The sequence below is a fragment of the Aliiroseovarius halocynthiae genome (assembly GCF_007004645.1).
In the GTDB taxonomy this organism is placed as follows: domain Bacteria; phylum Pseudomonadota; class Alphaproteobacteria; order Rhodobacterales; family Rhodobacteraceae; genus Aliiroseovarius; species Aliiroseovarius halocynthiae.
Genome location: NZ_ML660030.1, coordinates 1 through 21,380 on the forward strand (window position 1 = coordinate 1; position 21,380 = coordinate 21,380).

Sequence of the window (21,380 nt, forward strand, 5' to 3'; positions counted from 1 at the left end):
CGCGTTCAAACTTTTCCTTAGCCATGATGGCCTCCTGTTAATCTAAGGGGCCGGGCAGCAATGGGTCACTGCCCGACTATTTCGATTAGGCGAATTTCGCCTGAATTTCGTCCGAGATGTTCTGCGGAACCGGATCGTAATGCGAGAACTGCATCGTGAACTGCGCACGGCCCGAAGACATCGAGCGCAGCGTGTTGATGTAGCCGAACATGTTGGCCAGCGGCACGTTGGCGTCAATTGCCACGGCGTTGCCGCGCGGCTCTTGGCCCGATACCTGACCGCGACGCGAGGTCAAATCGCCGATGATACCACCGGTGTATTCCTCGGGTGTGATCACTTCCACTTTCATGATCGGCTCAAGCAGCTTGGCGCCAGCCAAACGCATGCCTTCGCGCATACACATACGGGCAGCGATTTCGAAGGCCAGAACCGACGAGTCAACGTCGTGGAACTTACCGTCGTTCAAGGCAACCTTGAAGTCGATCACGGGGAAGCCAGCCAAGGGGCCGCTATCCATAACCGAGTTGATGCCTTTTTCAACACCGGGGATGTATTCCTTCGGAACAGCACCACCAACGATGCGGCTTTCGAACGAATAGCCTTCGCCCGCTTCAGTCGGCATGATTTCCATTTTGACTTCAGCGTACTGACCCGAACCACCCGACTGTTTCTTGTGGGTGTAGGTGTGCTCGATCGCTTTCGAGATGGTCTCGCGATAAGCAACCTGCGGCGCACCAATGTTGGCTTCCACTTTGAACTCGCGCTTCAGACGGTCCACCAGGATGTCCAGGTGAAGTTCGCCCATGCCCTTCATGATGGTCTGACCGCTTTCGATGTCAGTTTCAACACGGAAGGACGGGTCTTCAGCAGCCAAACGGCCCAGACCTTGGCTCATCTTCTCTTGGTCAGCCTTGGTTTTCGGCTCAACCGCGATCTCGATCACCGGATCCGGGAAGGTCATGGTTTCCAAAACCACCGGATCGTTGACGGCACAGATCGTGTCGCCGGTGGTGGTGTCTTTCAGACCAGCCAAAGCGATAATGTCGCCCGCGAACGCTTCCGTGATTTCCTCACGATCGTTCGAGTGCATCATCATCATACGGCCAACACGCTCTTTCTTACCTTTGGTCGAGTTCAAAAGCGTGTCGCCTTTGTTCAGGACACCCGAGTAGATGCGGGTAAAGGTCAGCGAGCCAACGAAGGGGTCGTTCATGATTTTGAACGCCAGAGCCGAGAACGCCATGTCGTCGTCCGCGCGGCGGGCGATGTCACGGGTTTCAGTCTCGTCACCGGGTTTGAAGCCCATGTAATCAACAACGTCCAGCGGGCTGGGCAGATAGTCGATCACAGCGTTCAACAGCGGCTGAACACCTTTGTTTTTGAAGGCCGAACCACCCAGAACCGGAACGAAATTCAGGGCCAGAGTACCTTTACGCAGCAGCTTGCGCAGCGTGTCGGCATCGGGCTCTTCACCTTCCAGATAGGCTTCCATAGCGTCATCGTCTTCTTCGACAGCCGCTTCAACCATCTTGCCGCGCCATTCGTCGGCCATGTCTTTCAGGCTGTCGCGGATCGGAGCTTTGATCCACGATGCACCAAGGTCTTCACCCTGCCACAGCCATTCTTCCATGTTGACCAGATCGATCAGACCTTCCAGCTCGGTTTCAGCACCGATCGGAATGCCAACCGGAACAGCGCGTGCGCCGGTGCGGTCTTCGATCATTTCAACACAGTTGAAGAAGTCAGCGCCGATTTTGTCCATCTTGTTGACGAACACCATACGCGGAACCTTGTAGCGGTCAGCCTGACGCCACACAGTTTCGGTTTGGGGTTCAACGCCAGCGTTGGCGTCCAGAACACAAACGGCACCATCGAGAACCGCCAGCGAACGCTCAACTTCAATGGTGAAGTCAACGTGACCGGGGGTGTCGATGATGTTCATGCGGTGCTTGGGCGTCTGAGCGGTTTCACCGTCTTCGGTACGTTCCCAGAAAGTGGTCGTCGCAGCCGAGGTGATGGTGATGCCGCGTTCCTGCTCCTGCTCCATCCAGTCCATGGTGGCCGCACCATCGTGCACCTCACCAATGTTGTGGGACTTGCCGGTGTAGTACAGGATACGCTCGGAACAGGTGGTTTTACCTGCGTCGATGTGAGCCATAATACCGAAGTTGCGGTACAGCTCGAGCGGATATTCGCGTGCCATGGTGTTCGTCCTTCCTTGGCGTTACCAGCGGTAATGGCTGAACGCTTTGTTGGCGTCGGCCATTTTGTGAGTGTCTTCGCGTTTCTTAACGGCAGTCCCGCGCGAGTTCACAGCATCCAGAAGTTCGCCGGCAAGACGCTCTTCCATGGTGTTCTCGTTGCGGTTACGCGCGGCGGTGATCAGCCAGCGAATGGCCAGCGCTTCGCGACGCTCGGGGCGAACTTCAACCGGAACCTGGTAGGTGGCACCACCCACACGGCGCGAACGAACTTCAAGCGAAGGCTTAATATTATCCAGCGCTTCGTGGAAGACTTCCACAGGAGCACGCTTGATTTTATCTTCAACGCGATCCAACGCGTTATAGACGATTTTTTCTGCAACCGATTTCTTACCATCGATCATCAGGTTGTTCATGAATTTTGTAAGAACTACATCGCCAAATTTGGCGTCGGGCAGAACTTGGCGCTTCTCAGCGGCGTGACGACGAGACATATCTGGCTCTCCTTACTTCGGACGCTTGGCGCCGTATTTCGAACGACGTTGCTTACGGTCTTTGACGCCTTGGGTATCCAACACACCACGCAGGATGTGATAACGGACACCCGGAAGGTCTTTCACACGACCGCCACGGATCAGAACAACCGAGTGCTCTTGCAGGTTGTGGCTTTCACCGGGGATGTAGGAGATAACCTCGTAGCCGTTGGTCAGGCGAACCTTCGCAACTTTACGCATAGCCGAGTTCGGCTTTTTCGGGGTCGTTGTGTAAACGCGGGTACATACACCGCGCTTTTGGGGGCAAGATTCCAGGTGCTGCGACTTGGAACGCTTGACTTTGGGCTGACGCGGCTTGCGGATCAGCTGTTGGATCGTTGGCATAGGGCTCTTTTCCCGTTTCTCAACTCAGTCTACGCAGGGAAGCCCCCACGCGGTTAAATCTGTTTCGCGTTACAGGTTTGTGACAACCCACAAAACGAAAACCCGCGAGCGTTTCCATTCCGAGGCAAACGTCGCGGTTGGTTCACAGAGGATCGGCGCTTCAAAGTAGCCCGAACTTGATCCCACAATACTTGGATAGCCGGGACATACCCAGCTGGATGCTCGCGCGTATAAGGGGTTGAGATAGGGCTGTCAACAGTTGGACCCGCTCAATCCAATGGCGGATCTACGTGCCGCGGGCGATGTCGCGTTCGCGGAATAGGTTGAACAATCCAGTCGCCACCACAATCGCAGCCCCGATCAGGGTCAGCGCGTTGGGCCATTCGCCAAACATGATGAAACCCAGCAGCAGTGCCCAAATCAACCCCGTATACCGGAAGGGCGCGGCGAAGACGATATCGCCTACGCGCATCACCATGACCGAGAAGAGGTAGCCCAGAAAGATAAACATGGAGGCCAAAACGATCACACCCAGCAGATTCCTATCAACTGGCACCCATTCGACTCCAATCGAAGCAAAGCCAAAACCTGCAGTGATCGATAGCGCTGCCATGAGCGCAACGGTCATCGAAGGCGTATCGGGGGACAATTTGCGCACAGTCAGATCCCGCACCGTGATGAAGCCGACCGAAGACAGTGCATAGAGCGACCAGACCGAAAAGCCCGCGCCCGGTTGGATAATCATCAGAACACCAACAAGCCCTATGCCGATAGCCAACAAACGCCTCCAGCCCAAAGGTTCCGACAAAAACAGCCACGCCGCCAGTGCAATCACCAACGGCAGCACCTGCAGAATTGCTGTGACGTTGGCGATGGGCATGTGGAAAAGTGCCGTCAGAAAACAATAGGTCGCCCCGATTTCACCCAAGCAACGTAAGCCGATCAGCGACCATTCTCGGCGCGGCAGGTTAAAATGCATCGTGCCAAGGCTGCGCCCCAGAAGGAACAAAAGTACACAGGTGGCGATCCCGCGCAGAAACACCGCCTGTTCCAAGGGTAGAACCCCGGACAGTGCCTTCATGCAGACATCGTTGAATGTGAAGCAGGCCATGGATCCGGACATCAGCCCTGCTGCCTTTAAATTGTCTGAACTCAATATCGTCACCGCGTTAATAACTTCCGCAGCGTCACCTTAGACATGCACCCCTCACATCTCCAAGTAGAAACAGCCCCTTACCCATACAATTCTAAGAATGGTGCGCACTAGCAGTGCTGATCACAGATCGATGAGAACCGCGAAGTACAGCTAGCCAAGCAGTTCGCCGCCCTGCCTTTACGCGCCCGTCACGCAGACATTATACACGACGTCGAATGGCGGAGCGTGGGACACAATTAGCTCGCCTAACTGGTCCAATACCTCGTCAGAGCTGATCGTTCCCGTAACATAGATCTTAAACAGATCGTCCGCGTTGCCACCAATCATGATGCCCTCGAAAGCCGGATTGCCGCGTAAGGATTGCGTATGCCACGGCGACATCCAACGGTTAATCGTCAAGACTGTTTTGCCCAGATCGGTCCGGACGTATTCAATGCCCGACGAAACTTCGCGCAAGGCGTCGTTTATATCATGTGCCAACTCGCTTGAAATAAGGAGCCTGTGGTCTTTCAGGATTTTCCGAATATTGCTGATATCAGCTTTGGATTCCAGGCGCTTGAAAATCGCATCCCGCATGTCATCCGTGAGCAGCGGCCCCAATTGGGCGCGAAGACCGTCACACAACCTATCGTCCAACTGTGTGATGATGAGAAAATCGTCCCAACGATCCATATGCTTGTTCCGACATCCAACGATGGCCATGGGATAGGATTTTCAATGGATCACGTCAATTGTTCAGCATGGTCGCTAGGAACAGCATTCCATGTATCATTTGGTTTGGGCTTACATCATTCAGTGCGCCTCTTCCCTGCGTGATCCGCACCTTGAGCACCCGGAAAGACCAGTCATGCCCGCGCGCCGCCTGAAACGCGAAAACCCCGCCATAACAGCGGGGTTTCCTTAGGTCCGAGGCCCCGCAAATTACGGGGCCTCGCATATTGTAAACAGAACGCCTTAAGGCTGTTCGCCGCCGCCCATTTCAGGGGTTTCAACCAGACCCAGATCGTCTTCGGGCGCATCGCCAAAGACGTCCTCGGCCGGGGCGGCCAGTGCAGCAGCGGCTTCGGCTTCTGCACGGGCTTCTTCGATCACCTTCTGGTCGCGCTTCTGCGCGATGGCGCGAACCTGCTGGGTTGCCCCACCAGTACCCGCAGGGATCAGACGACCAACGATCACGTTCTCTTTCAGGCCAACCAGCTTGTCGCGTTTACCCTGAACCGAAGCTTCGGTCAGAACGCGGGTGGTTTCCTGGAACGATGCAGCCGAGATGAACGAACGGGTCTGCAGCGAAGCCTTGGTGATCCCCAGAAGGATCGGCTCGGCCGAGGCCAGACGACGCCCTTCGGCGGCGGCTTTTTCGTTCGCAGCCATGTATTCGGCCTTATCGACGTGTTCGCCTTTCAGCAGCGTGGTCTCACCAGAATCCTGGATCTCCCACTTTTGCAGCATCTGGCGCACGATCACTTCGATGTGCTTGTCGTTGATCTTCACGCCCTGCAGACGATAAACGTCCTGAACTTCGTCGATCATATAGTCAGCCAAAGCCTCGACACCCATGATGGACAGGATGTCATGCGGCGCTGGGTTACCGTCCATCAGGTATTCGCCCTTCTGGATGAAGTCCCCTTCGGCAACCGGGATGTGTTTACCTTTGGGCACCATGTATTCCACGGTGTCCATCGTGTCATCCGCAGGCTCGATCGAGATGCGACGCTTGTTCTTATAGTCGCGGCCAAAGCGCACATAACCATCGATTTCGGCGATGATCGCGTGATCTTTCGGACGACGCGCTTCGAACAATTCAGCAACACGCGGCAGACCACCGGTGATGTCTTTCGTCTTCGCACCTTCACGCGGGATACGCGCAACAACGTCACCAGCTTTGATCTTGGTGCCATCTTCAATCGACAGAATGGCATCCACCGACATGGTATAGGTCACCGGGTTGCCCGCATCATTGCGGACCGGCTCGCCATCTTCAGCCACCAGGATCACTTCCGGCTTCAGCTCGTTGCCTTTCGGCGCCGAACGCCAGTCCGACACGATCTTCTGTGTCATACCGGTCGCGTCATCGGTGACGTCACGAACCGAAATACCGCTGATCAGGTCGACGAACTTAACCGTACCGTCCTTTTCAGCAATCATCGGCAGTGTGAACGGGTCCCATTCAAACAGCTTGTCGCCGCGGGCCACATCGGCACCGTCTTTGACAAACAGTTTCGAACCGTAACCGATCTTGAATGACGCGCGTTCAGCACCATGCTCGTCCATGATGGCCATAACCATGTTGCGGCCCATAACGACGATTTCGCCGTCACGGTTTTCAAGTACCGACGCATTGCGATACTCGATCTTGCCTTCCTGGTTGGCTTCCTGGAACGACTGCTGGCCACCTTGCGCAACACCACCAATGTGGAATGTACGCATGGTCAGCTGCGTGCCGGGTTCACCGATCGACTGCGCAGCGATAATGCCGACAGCTTCACCGATGTTCACCTTCGTACCGCGGGCCAAGTCACGACCATAGCAGTTGGCGCAAACGCCTTCTTCGCTTTCACAGGTCAGCGGGCTGCGGATGCGGATGGCAGCGATGCCAGCCTCTTCGACGGCATCTGCCTTGCGTTCGTCGATGATTTCGTTCTTGGCAACCAGCACCTCTTCTGTGCCTGGAACCAGAACGTCTTCGGCGGCAACACGACCCAGAATACGTTCAGCCAGCGAGGACACAACTTCACCGTCGTTCACCGCAGCTTCTGCGGTGATCGAGTTTTCTGTGCCGCAGTCCTGCTCGCGCACGATGCAGTCCTGTGCCACGTCAACCAGACGGCGGGTCAGGTAACCCGAGTTAGCAGTTTTCAGAGCGGTATCCGACAGACCCTTACGGGCACCGTGGGTCGAGTTGAAGTACTCGAGCACGGTCAGACCTTCTTTAAAGTTCGAGATAATCGGCGTTTCGATAATCTCGCCCGAAGGTTTGGCCATCAGGCCGCGCATGCCGCCCAGCTGTTTCATCTGCGTAACCGAGCCACGCGCACCCGAGTGGGCCATCATGTAAACCGAGTTCGGTTCCATTTCCGAGCCGTCTTCGGCACGCTTGTTGGACGAAATCGTGTCCATCATAGCGTCGGTGACTTTGTCGTTACACTTCGACCAGGCGTCGACAACTTTGTTGTACTTCTCGCCCAGCGTGATCAGGCCGTCCATATACTGCTGTTCGAACCCTTTCACCTGATCGCGGGTTTCATCCACGATCGGCCATTTGGTGTCCGGAACAACCATGTCGTCCTTACCGAACGAGATGCCAGCCTTGAACGCTTCCTTGAAGCCCATCGACATGATCTGGTCACAGAAGATAACCGACTCTTTCTGACCGCAATAGCGATAGACGGTATCGATGACCTGCTGAACTTCCTTCTTCCGCAGAAGACGGTTCACCAGTTCGAACGGTGCCTTGTTGTTCTGCGGCAGAAGTGCGCCCAGACGGATACGGCCCGGCGTGGTGTCAAAACGCACCATGACGGTGTTTCCTTCTTCGTCCACCTGCGGCAGACGCGCCTGAACCTTAGCGTGCAAGTGCACTTCGCCAGCGTCCAAGGCGTGGATCACTTCGTCCACGTCGGAGAAGACCATGCCTTCACCCTTCATGCCTTCGCGTTCCATCGAGATGTAGTACAGACCCAAGATCATATCCTGCGACGGAACGATGATCGGTGCGCCGTTTGCAGGCGACAGAACGTTGTTCGTCGACATCATCAGGACACGGGCTTCCAGCTGGGCTTCCAGCGACAGCGGCACGTGTACAGCCATCTGGTCACCGTCAAAGTCAGCGTTGAACGCCGAACAGACAAGCGGGTGCAGCTGGATGGCTTTACCTTCGATCAGAACCGGCTCGAAGGCCTGAATGCCAAGACGGTGCAGCGTAGGCGCACGGTTCAGCATAACGGGGTGTTCGCGGATCACTTCGTCCAGAATATCCCAAACTTCGGGACGCTCTTTTTCCACCAGTTTCTTGGCTTGCTTCACAGTGGAAGACAGGCCCTTGGCTTCAAGACGCGAGTAGATGAACGGCTTGAACAGTTCCAGCGCCATCTTCTTCGGCAGACCACATTGGTGCAGACGCAACTCTGGGCCGGTCACAATGACCGAACGACCCGAGAAGTCGACGCGTTTCCCCAAAAGGTTTTGACGGAAGCGACCCTGCTTACCCTTCAGCATGTCCGAAAGCGATTTCAGCGGACGCTTGTTGGCGCCGGTGATCACGCGGCCACGACGGCCGTTGTCGAACAGAGCATCCACGGATTCCTGCAGCATCCGCTTTTCGTTGCGGACGATGATGTCAGGCGCGCGCAGTTCGATCAGACGCTTCAGACGGTTGTTCCGGTTGATCACGCGGCGATACAGATCGTTCAGATCCGACGTCGCGAAACGACCGCCATCCAGCGGCACCAGCGGGCGCAGTTCTGGCGGGATCACAGGGATCACGGTCAGGATCATCCATTCGGGACGGTTGCCCGATTCAATGAACGATTCAACGATCTTCAGACGTTTGATGATCTTCTTGGGCTTCAACTCGCCCGTGGCTTCGGCCAGATCAGCGCGCAGCTGTTCGGCTTCGGCTTCCAGATCAATCGCCGCCAGCATTTCGCGGATCGCTTCAGCACCGATGTTGGCGGTGAAGGCGTCCATGCCATAGGTGTCCTGGGCGTCCATGAACTCTTCTTCGGTCATCAGCTGACCATACTGAAGGTCCGTCAGACCGGGCTCGATCACAACGTAGTTTTCGAAGTACAGGATGCGTTCCAGATCACGCAGGGTCATATCCAGCATCAGGCCGATGCGCGACGGCAGCGACTTTAGGAACCAGATGTGAGCGACAGGGGCTGCCAGCTCGATATGGCCCATACGCTCGCGGCGTACCTTCTGAAGGGTAACTTCAACACCACATTTCTCGCAGACAACGCCGCGATACTTCATGCGCTTATATTTGCCGCACAGACATTCGTAGTCTTTGACCGGGCCAAAGATACGGGCACAGAACAGGCCGTCACGCTCGGGCTTGAAGGTACGATAGTTGATGGTCTCGGGCTTTTTAATCTCGCCATACGACCACGACAGGATCCGTTCCGGGCTGGCAAGCGAGACTTTGATCTCGTCGAACACCTTGGGGGCGGCCAGCGGGTTGAACGGGTTGGTTGTCAGTTCCTGGTTCATTTTGCGTTTCCTTTAATCAGGGGAAGGGTGGGAGGGGTAAGGCAGGCGCCTTACTCCTCGCCCTCCGCATCCAGGAGTTCCATGTTAAGGCCGAGGCCGCGGACTTCTTTGACAAGAACGTTGAACGATTCCGGCACGCCGGCCTCAAAATTGTCCTCGCCTTTGACGATGCTCTCGTACACTTTGGTACGGCCAGCAACGTCATCCGACTTGACGGTAAGCATCTCTTGCAGCGTGTAAGCCGCGCCATATGCTTCCAAGGCCCAGACTTCCATCTCACCGAAGCGCTGACCACCGAACTGCGCCTTACCACCCAGCGGCTGCTGCGTAACAAGCGAGTAAGGTCCGGTCGAACGCGCGTGGATTTTGTCGTCCACAAGGTGGTGCAGTTTCAGCAGGTACTTCACGCCAACGGTAACTTCGCGCGAGAACTGCTCACCGGTACGACCGTCAAACAGAACCGACTGACCCGAGGTGTCGAACCCGGCACGCGTCAGCGCATCGTTCACGTCAGCCTCTTTCGCACCATCAAAGACCGGTGTTGCGATCGGCACGCCGCGGGTCACATTGCCCGCCGCATCCACCAGCGTGTCCTCGTCCATACCGGCGATACCTTCTTCATAGGTATCGTCGCCATAGGCGATGCGCATGGCTTCGCGAACCGGGGTCAGATCGCCAGAGCGGCGGTATTCGTCCAGTGCTTCGTCCACGTTCAGACCCAGACCGCGTGCGGCCCAACCCATGTGGGTTTCAAGGATCTGACCGACGTTCATACGCGACGGCACACCCAGCGGGTTCAGACAGAAGTCAACCGGCGTACCATCAGCCAGGAACGGCATGTCTTCCATCGGTACAACCTTGGAAATAACACCTTTGTTCCCGTGACGACCGGCCATCTTGTCACCCGGCTGAAGCTTACGCTTCACTGCGATGAAGACCTTTACCATCTTCATCACACCCGGCGGCAGATCGTCGCCGCGACGGACTTTTTCGACCTTGTCTTCGAAGCGGGCATCCAAAGCACGTTTCTGGGCTTCGAACTGTTCGTTCAAGGCTTCAACGATTTTCGCGTCGTCTTCATCCTCAAGCGCCAGTTGCCACCACTGACCGCGCGACAGACCTTCCAGCAGCTCTTCCGAGATGGTCGAACCGGCTTTCACGCCTTTCGGGCCTTTGACAGCCGCCTTACCCAGGATCATGTCCTTCAGACGGGCATAGGTGTTGCGCTCCAGAATGTGCAGCTCGTCATCACGGTCGCGGGCAAGGCTTTCGACCTCTTCGCGCTCGATCTGAAGGGCACGTTCGTCTTTTTCAACACCGTGACGGTTAAAGACGCGAACCTCAACAACGGTCCCGAAATCACCCGGCTTCACACGCAGCGACGTATCGCGCACGTCTGAAGCTTTTTCACCGAAGATGGCGCGCAGAAGCTTTTCTTCCGGCGTCATCGGGCTTTCGCCTTTCGGGGTGATCTTACCAACCAGAATGTCGCCCGGTTCTACATCGGCACCGATATACACAACGCCAGCCTCGTCGAGGTTGCGCAGTGCTTCTTCACCAACATTGGGAATGTCGCGGGTGATCTCTTCCGGCCCAAGCTTGGTGTCACGTGCAGCAACTTCAAACTCTTCGATATGCACCGAAGTGAAGACGTCATCACGCGCGATGCGCTCGGAAATCAGGATCGAGTCTTCGTAGTTGTAGCCGTTCCACGGCATGAACGCGACGACCACGTTTTTACCCAAGGCCAATTCGCCCATATCTGTCGACGGACCATCGGCAACCACTTCGCCCTTGGTGACCTTCTGACCAACTTTCACCAGCGGGCGCTGGTTGATGCAGGTGTTCTGGTTCGAACGCTGGAACTTGCGCAGACGATAGATGTCAACGCCCGCGTCACCCAGACCAAGGTCTTCGGTGGCGCGTACAACGATACGTGTTGCATCAACTTGGTCGATCACACCGCCGCGTTTGGCCTGAATAGCCGCACCCGAGTCGATGGCAACCTTGCCTTCGATGCCGGTGCCCACGAATGGAGCTTCGGCCCGCAGAAGCGGTACCGCCTGACGTTGCATGTTCGAACCCATAAGAGCACGGTTAGCATCGTCGTTTTCAAGGAACGGGATCAGCGAGGCAGCGACCGAAACCAGCTGCTTCGGCGACACGTCGATCAGATCAACGCTTTCGCGCTGCGCCATGGTGTATTCGCCCGACTGACGGGTGTTCACCAGATCGTTCTCGAAACGGCCATCTTCATCAAGATGGGCGTTGGCCTGAGCCACAGTGTGACGCATCTCTTCCGTGGCGGACATATAGTTCACTTCGTCAGTGACCTTGCCGTCCACAACCTTACGATAAGGTGTTTCGATGAAGCCGTATTTGTTAACGCGGGCAAAAGTGGCCAGCGAGTTGATCAGACCAATGTTCGGCCCTTCCGGCGTTTCAATCGGACACATACGACCATAGTGAGTTGCGTGAACGTCACGCACCTCGAAGCCAGCACGTTCGCGGGTCAGACCGCCCGGCCCAAGCGCCGACAGGCGGCGTTTATGGGTGACTTCCGACAGCGGGTTGGTCTGGTCCATAAACTGCGACAGCTGCGACGAACCGAAGAATTCGCGAACAGCCGCAGCAGCCGGTTTCGCGTTGATCAGATCTTGCGGCATCACTGTGTCGATCTCGACCGAGGACATACGTTCCTTGATCGCACGCTCCATGCGCAGAAGGCCAACGCGATACTGGTTTTCCATCAGTTCGCCAACCGAACGCACACGACGGTTGCCCAGGTGGTCGATGTCATCGACATCACCACGGCCATCACGCAGATCCACCAGCGCCTTAATACAGGCGATGATGTCTTCGCGACGCAGGGTGCGTTGCGTGTCTTCGGCGTCCAAAGCCAGACGCATGTTCATCTTCACGCGACCAACGGCCGACAGGTCATAACGCTCGCTGTCGAAGAACAGCGTGTCGAACAGGTTCGAGGCCGCTTCAACCGTGGGTGGCTCACCCGGACGCATGACGCGGTAGATGTCCATCAGCGCGGTGTCGCGGCCCATGTTCTTGTCAGCCGCCATCGTGTTGCGGATGTAGGCGCCGACATTGACGTTGTCGATGTCCAGAACCGGAATGTCGGTGATGCCCGCATCCAACAGCTCTTTCAGCGATCCGCCGATCAGCTCGCCGTCTTTGTCGTGCTCAAGCGTCAGCTCATCACCGGCTTCGACATAGATCGCGCCGTTGTCTTCGTTAATGATGTCTTTGGCGACAAAACGTCCAACAATACTGTCAAACGGCACCAACAGATCGGTGACGTCGCCCGATTCCATCAGCTTCTTAACGGCGCGCGGCGTCACTTTCTTGCCGGCTTCGGCAATCACTTCACCGGTTTTGGCGTCGATCAGATCCTGTACCGGACGGGTGCCGGCAACACGCTCGGGGAAGAACTTGGTGACCCAACCTTTGTTCTTCTTCAGCTTGAACTGAACGGTATCATAATACGCGTCACAGATGCCTTCCTGGTCCAGACCCAGCGCATACAGCAGCGTGGTCACAGGCAGCTTGCGGCGACGGTCGATACGGGCAAAGACGATGTCTTTGGCGTCGAACTCGAAGTCCAGCCACGAGCCACGGTAAGGAATGATGCGGCAGGCGAACAGCAGCTTGCCCGACGAATGCGTCTTGCCCTTGTCGTGGTCGAAGAACACGCCCGGCGAACGGTGCATCTGGGATACGATCACGCGCTCGGTGCCGTTCACGACGAAAGTGCCGTTCGGCGTCATCAGGGGCATGTCGCCCATGAATACGTCTTGTTCTTTGATGTCCTTCACCGACTTTGCGCCAGTGTCTTCGTCCACATCAAACACGATCAGACGCAAGGTGACTTTCAGCGGCGCCGAATATGTCAGGTCGCGCTGCTGGCATTCCTCGACGTCAAATTTCGGTTCTTCCAGCTCGTATTTCACGAACTCGAGGATCGAGGTTTCGTTGAAGTCCTTGATCGGGAAAACCGACTGGAAAACAGCATTGATGCCTTCTCCGTCCATCGGTTCCAGCTGATCGCCAGAATTCAGGAAAAGATCATACGAGCTTTTCTGAACCTCGATCAGGTTCGGCATTTCCAATACTTCACGGATTTTGCCGTAATACTTACGCAAGCGTTTCTGGCCAAGATAGGTCTGCGCCATAAGGTATTTACCTTTCATTTCTCAACTGAGGCGCCAACCGTTGGGTCACCGGCGACACCTCGTCCGAGACGGGGGTTCGAACCAATTCATGGAAACCCGCCCAAGGGTTCCCTCCCGATCCATTGAACCTTTCCCAGAACAAGGCCCGCATTCAGGCCCTCTTCAAGACAGGTTCGGCTGGACCCGGATTTCTCCGGGCCCAGCCTTGATTTTGCAGGCCACCGCGGGCCCAAAAGCTTAAAGCTTAAGCCAGTTCGACTTCAGCGCCAGCTGCTTCCAGCTTGGCTTTCACGTCTTCTGCTTCGGCTTTATCAACGCCTTCTTTGATCTTGCCGCCGCCTTCAACCAGCTCTTTGGCTTCTTTCAGGCCAAGACCGGTGATGCCGCGAACTTCTTTGATCACGTTGATTTTCGAGGCGCCGGCGTTCTTCAGAACAACGTCGAACTCGGTTTTTTCTTCAGCAGCTGCGCCACCGGCGTCGCCACCAGCAGCCATAACAACGGCACCGCCAGCGGCGGGCTCGATGCCATACTCATCCTTCAGGATGGTTTTCAGTTCTTGTGCTTCGAGAAGGGTCAGACCCACGATCTCTTCTGCAAGTTTTTTCAGATCAGCCATTTGACTTCTTTCCGTATTTAGATGTGTTCCAACGTAGGGTGATATTCCGCTCCGCTGGTCTCAGATTGCTTAAGCAGCCTTTTCCTCGATGGTTTCGAGGATGGATGCGATGTTGGAAGCAGGCGCGCCAATGGCCCCGGCGATGTTCGAAGCAGGTGCACCGATACAGCCAGCGATCGAAGCAATAAGCTCTTCACGCGACGGCATAGCGGCGACGGCTTTAACACCAGCCTGGTCCAGAGCGTCCTCACCCATGGCACCGCCAAGGATCACGAGCTTCTCGTTTTCCTTTGCGTAGCCATCCATCACCTTGGCCGCAGCCACAGGATCTTCGGAATAGGCAAGAACAGTCATACCCGTCAGATAGTCGACGATCGAAGCGGCCGGCTTACCTTCAAGGGCGATTTTGGCGAGCTTGTTCTTGGCAACACGCACCGACCCGCCAGCTTCGCGCATTTGCGAACGCAGGTCCTGCATTTCGGCAACCGTGAGACCGGCGTAGTGGGCAACCACAACGACGCCAGAGCTTTCAAAGATCTGGCCGAGTTCCTCGACCACTTTTTCTTTTTGTGCTCTATCCACAGTTTCACTCCAAGTATGGAGGGTTTGACCCCTCCGGCTCATATTTTACCGAGTTTTCAAGGAAAACCCGGCAATCGGGTCCGCGATAAGGGTCCTTCGCAAAATCGCCCCAAGGCCAAGCGGCCGAGAGAATTCTTTTGTTCATTTCCCATCTCAGGCAGGAATTATGACACTTGTGCGCGGCCGCTTTTCAGCTTGGCCCACCGGCGTCACCCACCGTCTCGGACGAAACGCAAAGCAGCGCACGACGAATCGCACGCTGAAATGCTTGGTCTATTTAGGATGTTTCGAGGAGTTTTCCAACCCCTAACAGGGCGCACGACTAAGAAACACCGGCGACCCAACCAATAAACCCTATCACAGAATCCTGACTTCTCAAAGTTCTCACGCTGAACACACAAAAAAGGGCGCCCAGTTTAGGCGCCCCTTTGCTTTTAATAGACTGAAGAAACTCAGTTTCCGGTAGCGTTGTCCACGTCCAGCGTGACGCCCGGACCCATGGTCGAGCTCAGCGAGATTTTCTTCATGTAGGTGCCTTTGGCGCCAGTGGGCTTGGCTTTCTGAACGGCGTCGATGAACGCGCGCACGTTTTCAACCAGCTTGGCTTCGTCAAACGAGGCTTTGCCCAGGCCAGCGTGAACCACGCCACCTTTTTCAGCCTTGAACTGAACTTCGCCGCCCTTGGCAGCTTCAACAGCCGCTTTGACGTCCATGGTCACAGTGCCAACCTTGGGGTTCGGCATCAGGTTACGCGGGCCCAGAACTTTACCCAGACGACCAACGATCGGCATCATGTCTGGTGTCGCAATACAGCGATCGAATTCGATAGTGCCACCCTGAATGGTTTCCATCAGGTCTTCTGCACCCACGATGTCTGCGCCAGCAGCCTGAGCTTCTTCAGCTTTCGGGCCACGTGCAAACACAGCAACGCGCATAGTTTTACCGGTGCCGTTCGGCAGGCCGATAACGCCGCGGACCATCTGGTCTGCGTGACGGGTGTCAACACCCAGAGCCAGTGCGATTTCGATGGTTTCGTCGAACTTTGCTTTGGCGTTGCCCTTAACCAGCGCAACAGCTTCTTCAACGGTCAGGTTGTCTTTGCCGGCGAAGGCTTCGCGAGCGGCAGTGGTACGTTTTCCCAGTTTTGCCATCTTACTTCACCTCAATGCCCATGGAGCGGGCCGAACCCAGGATGATCTGCATCGCAGCTTCGATGTCGTTTGCGTTCAGATCTTTCATTTTTGCTTCGGCGATTTCTTTCACCTGAGCAGCAGTCACCGAACCAACGGTTTCACGGCCGGGGTTGTTTGCACCCGACTTCAGACCAGCGGCTTTGATCAGGAAGTACGACGCAGGCGGCGTCTTGATGTCCATCGAAAAGGACTTGTCCTGATAATAGGTGATCACGGTCGGGCACGGTGCGCCGGGCTCCAGATCCTGCGTCTTGGCGTTAAACGCCTTACAGAATTCCATGATGTTGATGCCGCGCTGACCCAGTGCGGGGCCGACGGGCGGGCTGGGGTTGGCTTGACCTGCAGGAACCTGCAGTTTCATCGTGCCAGCGAGTTTCTTAGCCATTTGGCTTCTCCTTTAACAATGGCGCGGGGACGCGTCCCTTTGCCTCTCATTGCCGCGGTCTGGATTGGTGATCGCGATCACCGCCCCTCCCACGTCTTCAACACATCAGCCCTGCTTCGAGACCTGCGTGTAATCCAGTTCGACCGGGGTTTCCCGGCCAAAGATCGATACGGCCACCTTCAGGCGCTGACCTTCTTCGTCCACTTCTTCGACCAGACCGTCGAAACCTTCGAAGGCTCCATCGGTCACGGCGACCTTTTCGCCGATCTCGAAGCTGATCATCAGCTTCGGTGCCTCGGCGCCCTCTTCGACGCGGCCAAGGATGCCCTGTACTTCGGCATCACGCATCGGCATCGGGCGGCCTTGTGGGCCCAAGAAACCGGTCACGCGGTTGATCGAGGTAATCAGGTGATAGCCTTCATCCGACATTTCCATGTGCACAAGCACGTAGCCCGGCATGAAGCGACGCTCGGTCGGGACCTTCTTGCCGCGACGCACCTCGATGACCTCTTCGGTCGGCACCAGCACTTCGTCGATCTGGTCCTCAAGACCCTTTTCCTCGACCGAAGCGCGGATTGCCTCTGCGATCTTCTTCTCGAAGTTCGACAGCACGCTTACCGAATACCACCGTTTCGCCATGTCAGCCTCTGTGTTCCTACGCCCCAAGGGGCAGTTCAAATTCTGTTTCCGGGAACAAAAAATCGGCGTGCAACTTGATTCGCCGCACGCCCGTCCCGAAGTGGTGACCGGAGTACCCCTGAAATACACTCATTTCAAGGGCAAAGACGGCGCATTAGCCGAAGTAGTTCAGCACCGCCGACAGCCCGCTGCGGATGCCAAGATCCACAAGCGAAAAGAACAACGCCGTAAGAGCCGCCAGCACAACGACCATGCCGGTGGTCAAAAGAACCTCACGGCGGGTCGGCCAGGTGACTTTGGACACCTCGGCGCGCACTTGCTGGATGAATTGCAACGGATTGGTCATCTGTTTTCGGCCTTTCATATGATAGGCGGTCAATTACGCAATGCGCACGGGGTTTTCAAGCCTTGTACGTCAAACCAGCCCCAAAAGGCCCAAAGCAACGATCACGATCAGTGCTCCGGCCGCAATTTCCAGCATTGGAACGGCACGGGTGGCCATGCTGCCCCCCCCGTTTAGAACCGCCGCAAGAAGCCCACCTCGCAAGCTCACCGCTGCCAGAGCCGTCACAATCGTGACCGTAGCGGTGCCAAGCGCCATCGCAACGACGCCCAGAATGCCCTGCCAGACCAAACCCATCTGCCAAGTCAGCACCAAAAGGAACAACGCCCCAGTACACGGCCGGATCGCCACCCCGGCGATCAAGACCGCCAGCTCGCGCCACCCCCCGGCGGCTTCAACCGCATGCAGGTCGGGGGCATGGGCGTGACCACAATCATGGCAAAAGTTCGGATCATCGTGATGGTGATGCGCATGACCCGCGTGGTCGTGGTCGTGTGAATGTGCGGCCCCACGCGAAACGCGAAACAGCTTTCGGGCACCGCGCACCAAAAGATAAAGCCCGATCAACGCAATCGCACCATAGCTCGCATCCGCAAACCAGTCCTCGGCCAGACCCACCATCTGCTGGCGCGTCAAGTTCAACACCAAGACGCCCGCAAAAACCAAAAGAATGGCGCTAAGCCCCTGTGCCAGCGACGACAGAAGCGCCACCAAAGACATGCGCCACATCGTCGCCTTAGACGCCAGTGAATAGCCCCCAATAAGCACCTTACCGTGCCCCGGCCCCACCGCATGAAAGAACCCGTACGAGAAGCAAATCGTAAGCAGAGCGATCAGGGCGCCCGGCTCGCCTGCCCTAAGCGCACGCAGCCCGCGCGCCATCGAGGTTTGCACCTGCCGCTGCCAGTCTGCCGCCCAAGCCGATATGCCATCCAGCGCACCAGAGGCCCACAAGGCAACGCCCGAAACCAGAATCACAAATGATAAAATCGAAATTATTCGGAGCATGTCAGCAACATCTTATCTGCAAATAGGTGACCCACTTCCGGATAGCTATCTTCCGAGTATTCAGCACTATCCGGACCGTAAAGCAGGCTTTCGACCTTGTCATAAGCCGCTCCCAGATCCGCGGGGATCTGCTCGACCGCACAGGCCTCGGCCCCTTCGACGGTAACTGGCAGATGCAAGTCATAGGCCACAAAGAAAGTTGGATCATAAATCTGGGCCAGAACCGGCTCGGATCCGACCTTTAGGCGGGTTTTCAAGGGCCGGATATGCCACGATACAACACGCCCTTCTTCATAGCGCATGCCATGCTCGACCGGGCCAGACAATCCCACATCCGCCCCTTCGTTTTGAAGATACAAATCCCCTGGGAATCCGGCATCCCAATCCACGTCCTTCCCAGCATAGGCATCCAGCGCGGCCTGTTCAGGGGTGCCATCTCCATCCGTGTCCAAGCCGTTATCTTCGATCAGAAGCATAGAATAGAACTCGTCATAGGCCCAGAAAACGCGCACGGCGGCCAGCTGACCTGCGTCATCGAATATCAGATTCGCACCGGCGTCGATAAACACATGCGGATGGCTGGCCAAAGGCACTGCGGTGGCCGCAATCATGGGAAGCGAGAATAGTGTAGAACGCAAAAAACTCATGCCACGGATGTAACCCGGTCCATGCACGGCGACAACAGCCCCTGAACTGTTAAGCGGGGCATCGCTGGGTCATCTATTTCTTGATGGTGGTGGCAGGGGCACCAGGGTTCGAACCCGGGACCTACGGTTTTGGAGACCGTCGCTCTACCAACTGAGCTATACCCCTATGACCGAGACAGCGATTATTCCAGCACGCCCGGATTATCAAGAGCTTTCGTTGACATTTTTGGTGCTATCTTTCACCAAGCCCCTAAAAACAGGCCCACCAATGACCGATCCGACAGTTTTCGAACAGACCCCGTGGAAGACCCTTGATCCAGCAGTGTTGGAGCAAGCGAAGAAAGTGCCAACAATGTTGGCACCGGAAGAACAGCAATTTTATGCATGGGCCACGTCGGAATGGATGCAAGGTGATGGTGCGGTGGTTGATCTGGGCTGCTTTGCAGGTGGATCGACTGCGCGGCTCGCCGCTGGTCACCAACGCGCAGGCCACCCGGGGCTGATTCATGCCTATGACCGGTTCCACGCAAGTGAGCTTACCAAAAATCAGATTCTCTATGCACAGGGTATCGCCCCGTTCGACGGCGAAGAGATCCTTGATCTAACAATTGACCTGCTCACGCCCTGGACCGAAAGGATCGCGCTTTACCCCGGCAATATCGAAGATCAGGTCTGGGAGGACGGCGCGATTGAGGTTCTGGCGATGGATGCCTCAAAGACCATACCGACAATGGACCAGATGGCCCACATGTTCTTTCCGTCGCTCATTCCCAGACGATCACTGGTCATACAACAGGATTACTTGTTCTGGCGTCTGCCATGGATCCCTATCCAAATGGAACTTCTCGCCGACTACTTCACCCCAGTCGCATGCGTTCAGAAACACACAGTAGTCTTTCTAAATACCGAAAAACTTGACGCAGATGCACTGGAAACGTTGCGGGTCAGCGCACTGGCACCCGAAGATCGGATCACCACGTTGATCCGTGCACGAGAACGCTTAGAAGAAGCAGGGTTTCCCGTCTCGAAGCGAATGACACGGCAAATCGCGGTACTTCAAAAGCATCCAAACGCGAGCCGTGCCACGCATTTCCCATCCCCGCAATAGAAGTCGCTGCAGGCTGCTTGCTCTCGCAACCACCCAACCCACAGCCACGTACCGTTTGCAGCTCCACGACGTGCGGCATAAGCTCGGTTCAACTTCACTGGGGATATGTTGATGCGTTGCTTGGTAGTTGGTGGCACAGGGTTTCTGGGCGGCGTGATTGTGGATGCGCTTCTCGAAGAGGGGCATTCTGTTTCAATTCTGTCTCGGGGTGAGACCAAACGCCAGACCGGCGCTGCGACAACAACGCTAGCTGCGGATCGACATCAATCCCTGGACATATTGAAGAACCACAATTTTGACTGGGTCTTCGACACCTGCGGCTATGCGCCTAACGCCGTAACTCATCTGCTGAGCGCGATCGGAGATGGAATTTCAAGGTACGTCTTAATCTCTAGCATTTCAGCATATGGATCCTTTTCAAAACCGAATTTGGATGAAACGGAAAACGTTCCAACCGCCACGGCCGATGACCTTGCCCTAGCCGCAAGCCTGCCCCATGGCAGACGCTCATCCGCTGCCGCCTATGGCGCGTCCTACGGCGCGCTCAAACGCGCCTGCGAAATTGAAGCAGAGCGCATGTTGGGAGATCGCGCCACGTCGCTACGTGTTGGACTACTGGTTGGCGCAGGCGACTATTCCGACCGACTGACCTGGTGGGTACGGCGCATCGATGGAGCGCGCGGAACATTCCCTGCCCCTGCGCCGCAAAACAGGCCAGTTCAGTTTATTGATGTCCGGGATGTCGCAGATTTCGCCCTTAGATGCGCAATAGCAGAAAATGGTGGCATCTGGAACGTGACAGGTGAATGCATAACCTTTGCTGAGGTCATCGAGGGTATCACATACGCAACGGGTTCAGCGGCAACCCCTGTCTGGATCGACGAACAAGTCATCACTGATTCAGGCCTTGCCCCATGGGTGGATATCCCCTTAATGGCGCCCTCGGTTGCTGAATTTCGCTATTTCTTGAATGTCAGTACCGCGAAGGCGCGCAGTGCAGGTCTTTCGTGTCGCCCGCCGGCCGAGACCCTGACGCCGCTCGTCGACTGGGATCGCATTCGCAGGAACGTCCCCCTTAAGTGCGGGATGAGCGCGGAACAGGAAGCTTTGCTATTGGAGCGTCGCGACTCTTAGAACAGTCACTTAAAGCCAAAGGGGACGCTCCAACGAGCGCCCCCTTCTTATCTTCTATCTTATTGGCTTTCGGCGATTTGGCTATGCCC

At 56.2% G+C, this 21,380-nt stretch carries 17 protein-coding genes and 1 tRNA gene; 2 read left to right on the forward strand and 16 right to left on the reverse strand.

Annotation, left to right across the window (positions count from 1 at the left end; all coding sequences use genetic code 11):
• Window positions 1-85: 85 nt before the first annotated feature.
• The 16 genes from fusA to FIL88_RS16285 form a co-directional block, all read right to left on the reverse strand.
• The gene (gene fusA, locus FIL88_RS16210) at window positions 86-2,203 is read right to left on the reverse strand and encodes an elongation factor G (RefSeq protein WP_142854934.1); all 2,118 of its coding nucleotides are present in this window, start codon (window positions 2,201-2,203) and stop codon (window positions 86-88) included.
• A gap of 21 nt (window positions 2,204-2,224) precedes the next feature.
• On the reverse strand, window positions 2,225-2,695 hold the full coding sequence (rpsG, locus tag FIL88_RS16215; protein WP_142854935.1) for a 30S ribosomal protein S7: 471 nt from the start codon (window positions 2,693-2,695) through the stop codon (window positions 2,225-2,227).
• A gap of 12 nt (window positions 2,696-2,707) precedes the next feature.
• Window positions 2,708-3,079: a 30S ribosomal protein S12 gene (gene rpsL / locus FIL88_RS16220; protein WP_008331617.1), complete on the reverse strand. Its 372-nt coding sequence runs from the start codon at window positions 3,077-3,079 to the stop codon at window positions 2,708-2,710.
• Between the two features lie 286 nt (window positions 3,080-3,365).
• Window positions 3,366-4,202, reverse strand: a complete 837-nt coding sequence (locus FIL88_RS16225; protein WP_185961006.1) for a DMT family transporter — start codon at window positions 4,200-4,202, stop codon at window positions 3,366-3,368.
• A 210-nt stretch (window positions 4,203-4,412) separates the two neighbouring features.
• Window positions 4,413-4,907, reverse strand: coding sequence for a hypothetical protein (locus tag FIL88_RS16230; protein ID WP_142854936.1), 495 nt, complete (start codon window positions 4,905-4,907; stop codon window positions 4,413-4,415).
• Window positions 4,908-5,189: 282 nt separating this feature from the next.
• On the reverse strand, window positions 5,190-9,446 hold the full coding sequence (rpoC, locus tag FIL88_RS16235; protein ID WP_142854937.1) for a DNA-directed RNA polymerase subunit beta': 4,257 nt from the start codon (window positions 9,444-9,446) through the stop codon (window positions 5,190-5,192).
• 50 nt (window positions 9,447-9,496) lie between these two features.
• Window positions 9,497-13,633 carry a DNA-directed RNA polymerase subunit beta gene (gene rpoB, locus FIL88_RS16240; protein WP_142854938.1) on the reverse strand — a complete coding sequence of 1,379 codons (4,137 nt, stop codon included), beginning with the start codon at window positions 13,631-13,633 and terminating at the stop codon, window positions 9,497-9,499.
• 244 nt (window positions 13,634-13,877) lie between these two features.
• Entirely contained in the window at window positions 13,878-14,252 is a 375-nt protein-coding gene (gene rplL / locus FIL88_RS16245; protein WP_142854939.1) for a 50S ribosomal protein L7/L12, read from the reverse strand.
• A 69-nt stretch (window positions 14,253-14,321) separates the two neighbouring features.
• Window positions 14,322-14,834 (reverse strand): 50S ribosomal protein L10, encoded by a 513-nt coding sequence (rplJ, locus tag FIL88_RS16250; RefSeq protein ID WP_142854940.1) that lies wholly within the window; start codon window positions 14,832-14,834, stop codon window positions 14,322-14,324.
• Window positions 14,835-15,286: 452 nt separating this feature from the next.
• Window positions 15,287-15,985: a 50S ribosomal protein L1 gene (rplA, locus tag FIL88_RS16255; RefSeq protein WP_142854941.1), complete on the reverse strand. Its 699-nt coding sequence runs from the start codon at window positions 15,983-15,985 to the stop codon at window positions 15,287-15,289.
• A gap of 1 nt (window position 15,986) precedes the next feature.
• The gene (gene rplK, locus FIL88_RS16260; protein WP_142854942.1) at window positions 15,987-16,412 is read right to left on the reverse strand and encodes a 50S ribosomal protein L11; all 426 of its coding nucleotides are present in this window, start codon (window positions 16,410-16,412) and stop codon (window positions 15,987-15,989) included.
• 105 nt (window positions 16,413-16,517) lie between these two features.
• On the reverse strand, window positions 16,518-17,051 hold the full coding sequence (gene nusG / locus FIL88_RS16265; RefSeq protein ID WP_142854943.1) for a transcription termination/antitermination protein NusG: 534 nt from the start codon (window positions 17,049-17,051) through the stop codon (window positions 16,518-16,520).
• A gap of 154 nt (window positions 17,052-17,205) precedes the next feature.
• On the reverse strand, window positions 17,206-17,397 hold the full coding sequence (gene secE / locus FIL88_RS16270) for a preprotein translocase subunit SecE (RefSeq protein WP_142854944.1): 192 nt from the start codon (window positions 17,395-17,397) through the stop codon (window positions 17,206-17,208).
• A 69-nt stretch (window positions 17,398-17,466) separates the two neighbouring features.
• On the reverse strand, window positions 17,467-18,402 hold the full coding sequence (locus tag FIL88_RS16275; protein ID WP_142854945.1) for a nickel/cobalt transporter: 936 nt from the start codon (window positions 18,400-18,402) through the stop codon (window positions 17,467-17,469).
• Window positions 18,390-19,049, reverse strand: a complete 660-nt coding sequence (locus FIL88_RS16280) for a DUF1007 family protein (protein WP_246066758.1) — start codon at window positions 19,047-19,049, stop codon at window positions 18,390-18,392. The genes FIL88_RS16275 and FIL88_RS16280 overlap by 13 nt, the downstream gene beginning before the upstream one ends.
• Window positions 19,050-19,139: 90 nt before the next feature.
• Window positions 19,140-19,215: transfer RNA gene (locus FIL88_RS16285), tRNA-Trp, on the reverse strand.
• 102 nt (window positions 19,216-19,317) lie between these two features.
• Between FIL88_RS16285 and FIL88_RS16290 the strand changes: the two genes are divergently transcribed.
• Window positions 19,318-20,157, forward strand: a complete 840-nt coding sequence (locus tag FIL88_RS16290) for a hypothetical protein (RefSeq protein WP_142854946.1) — start codon at window positions 19,318-19,320, stop codon at window positions 20,155-20,157.
• A gap of 111 nt (window positions 20,158-20,268) precedes the next feature.
• A complete protein-coding gene (locus FIL88_RS16295) occupies window positions 20,269-21,291 on the forward strand; it encodes an NAD-dependent epimerase/dehydratase family protein (protein ID WP_142854947.1) in 1,023 nt (340 codons plus the stop codon).
• The last annotated feature ends 89 nt before the right edge of the window (window positions 21,292-21,380 follow it).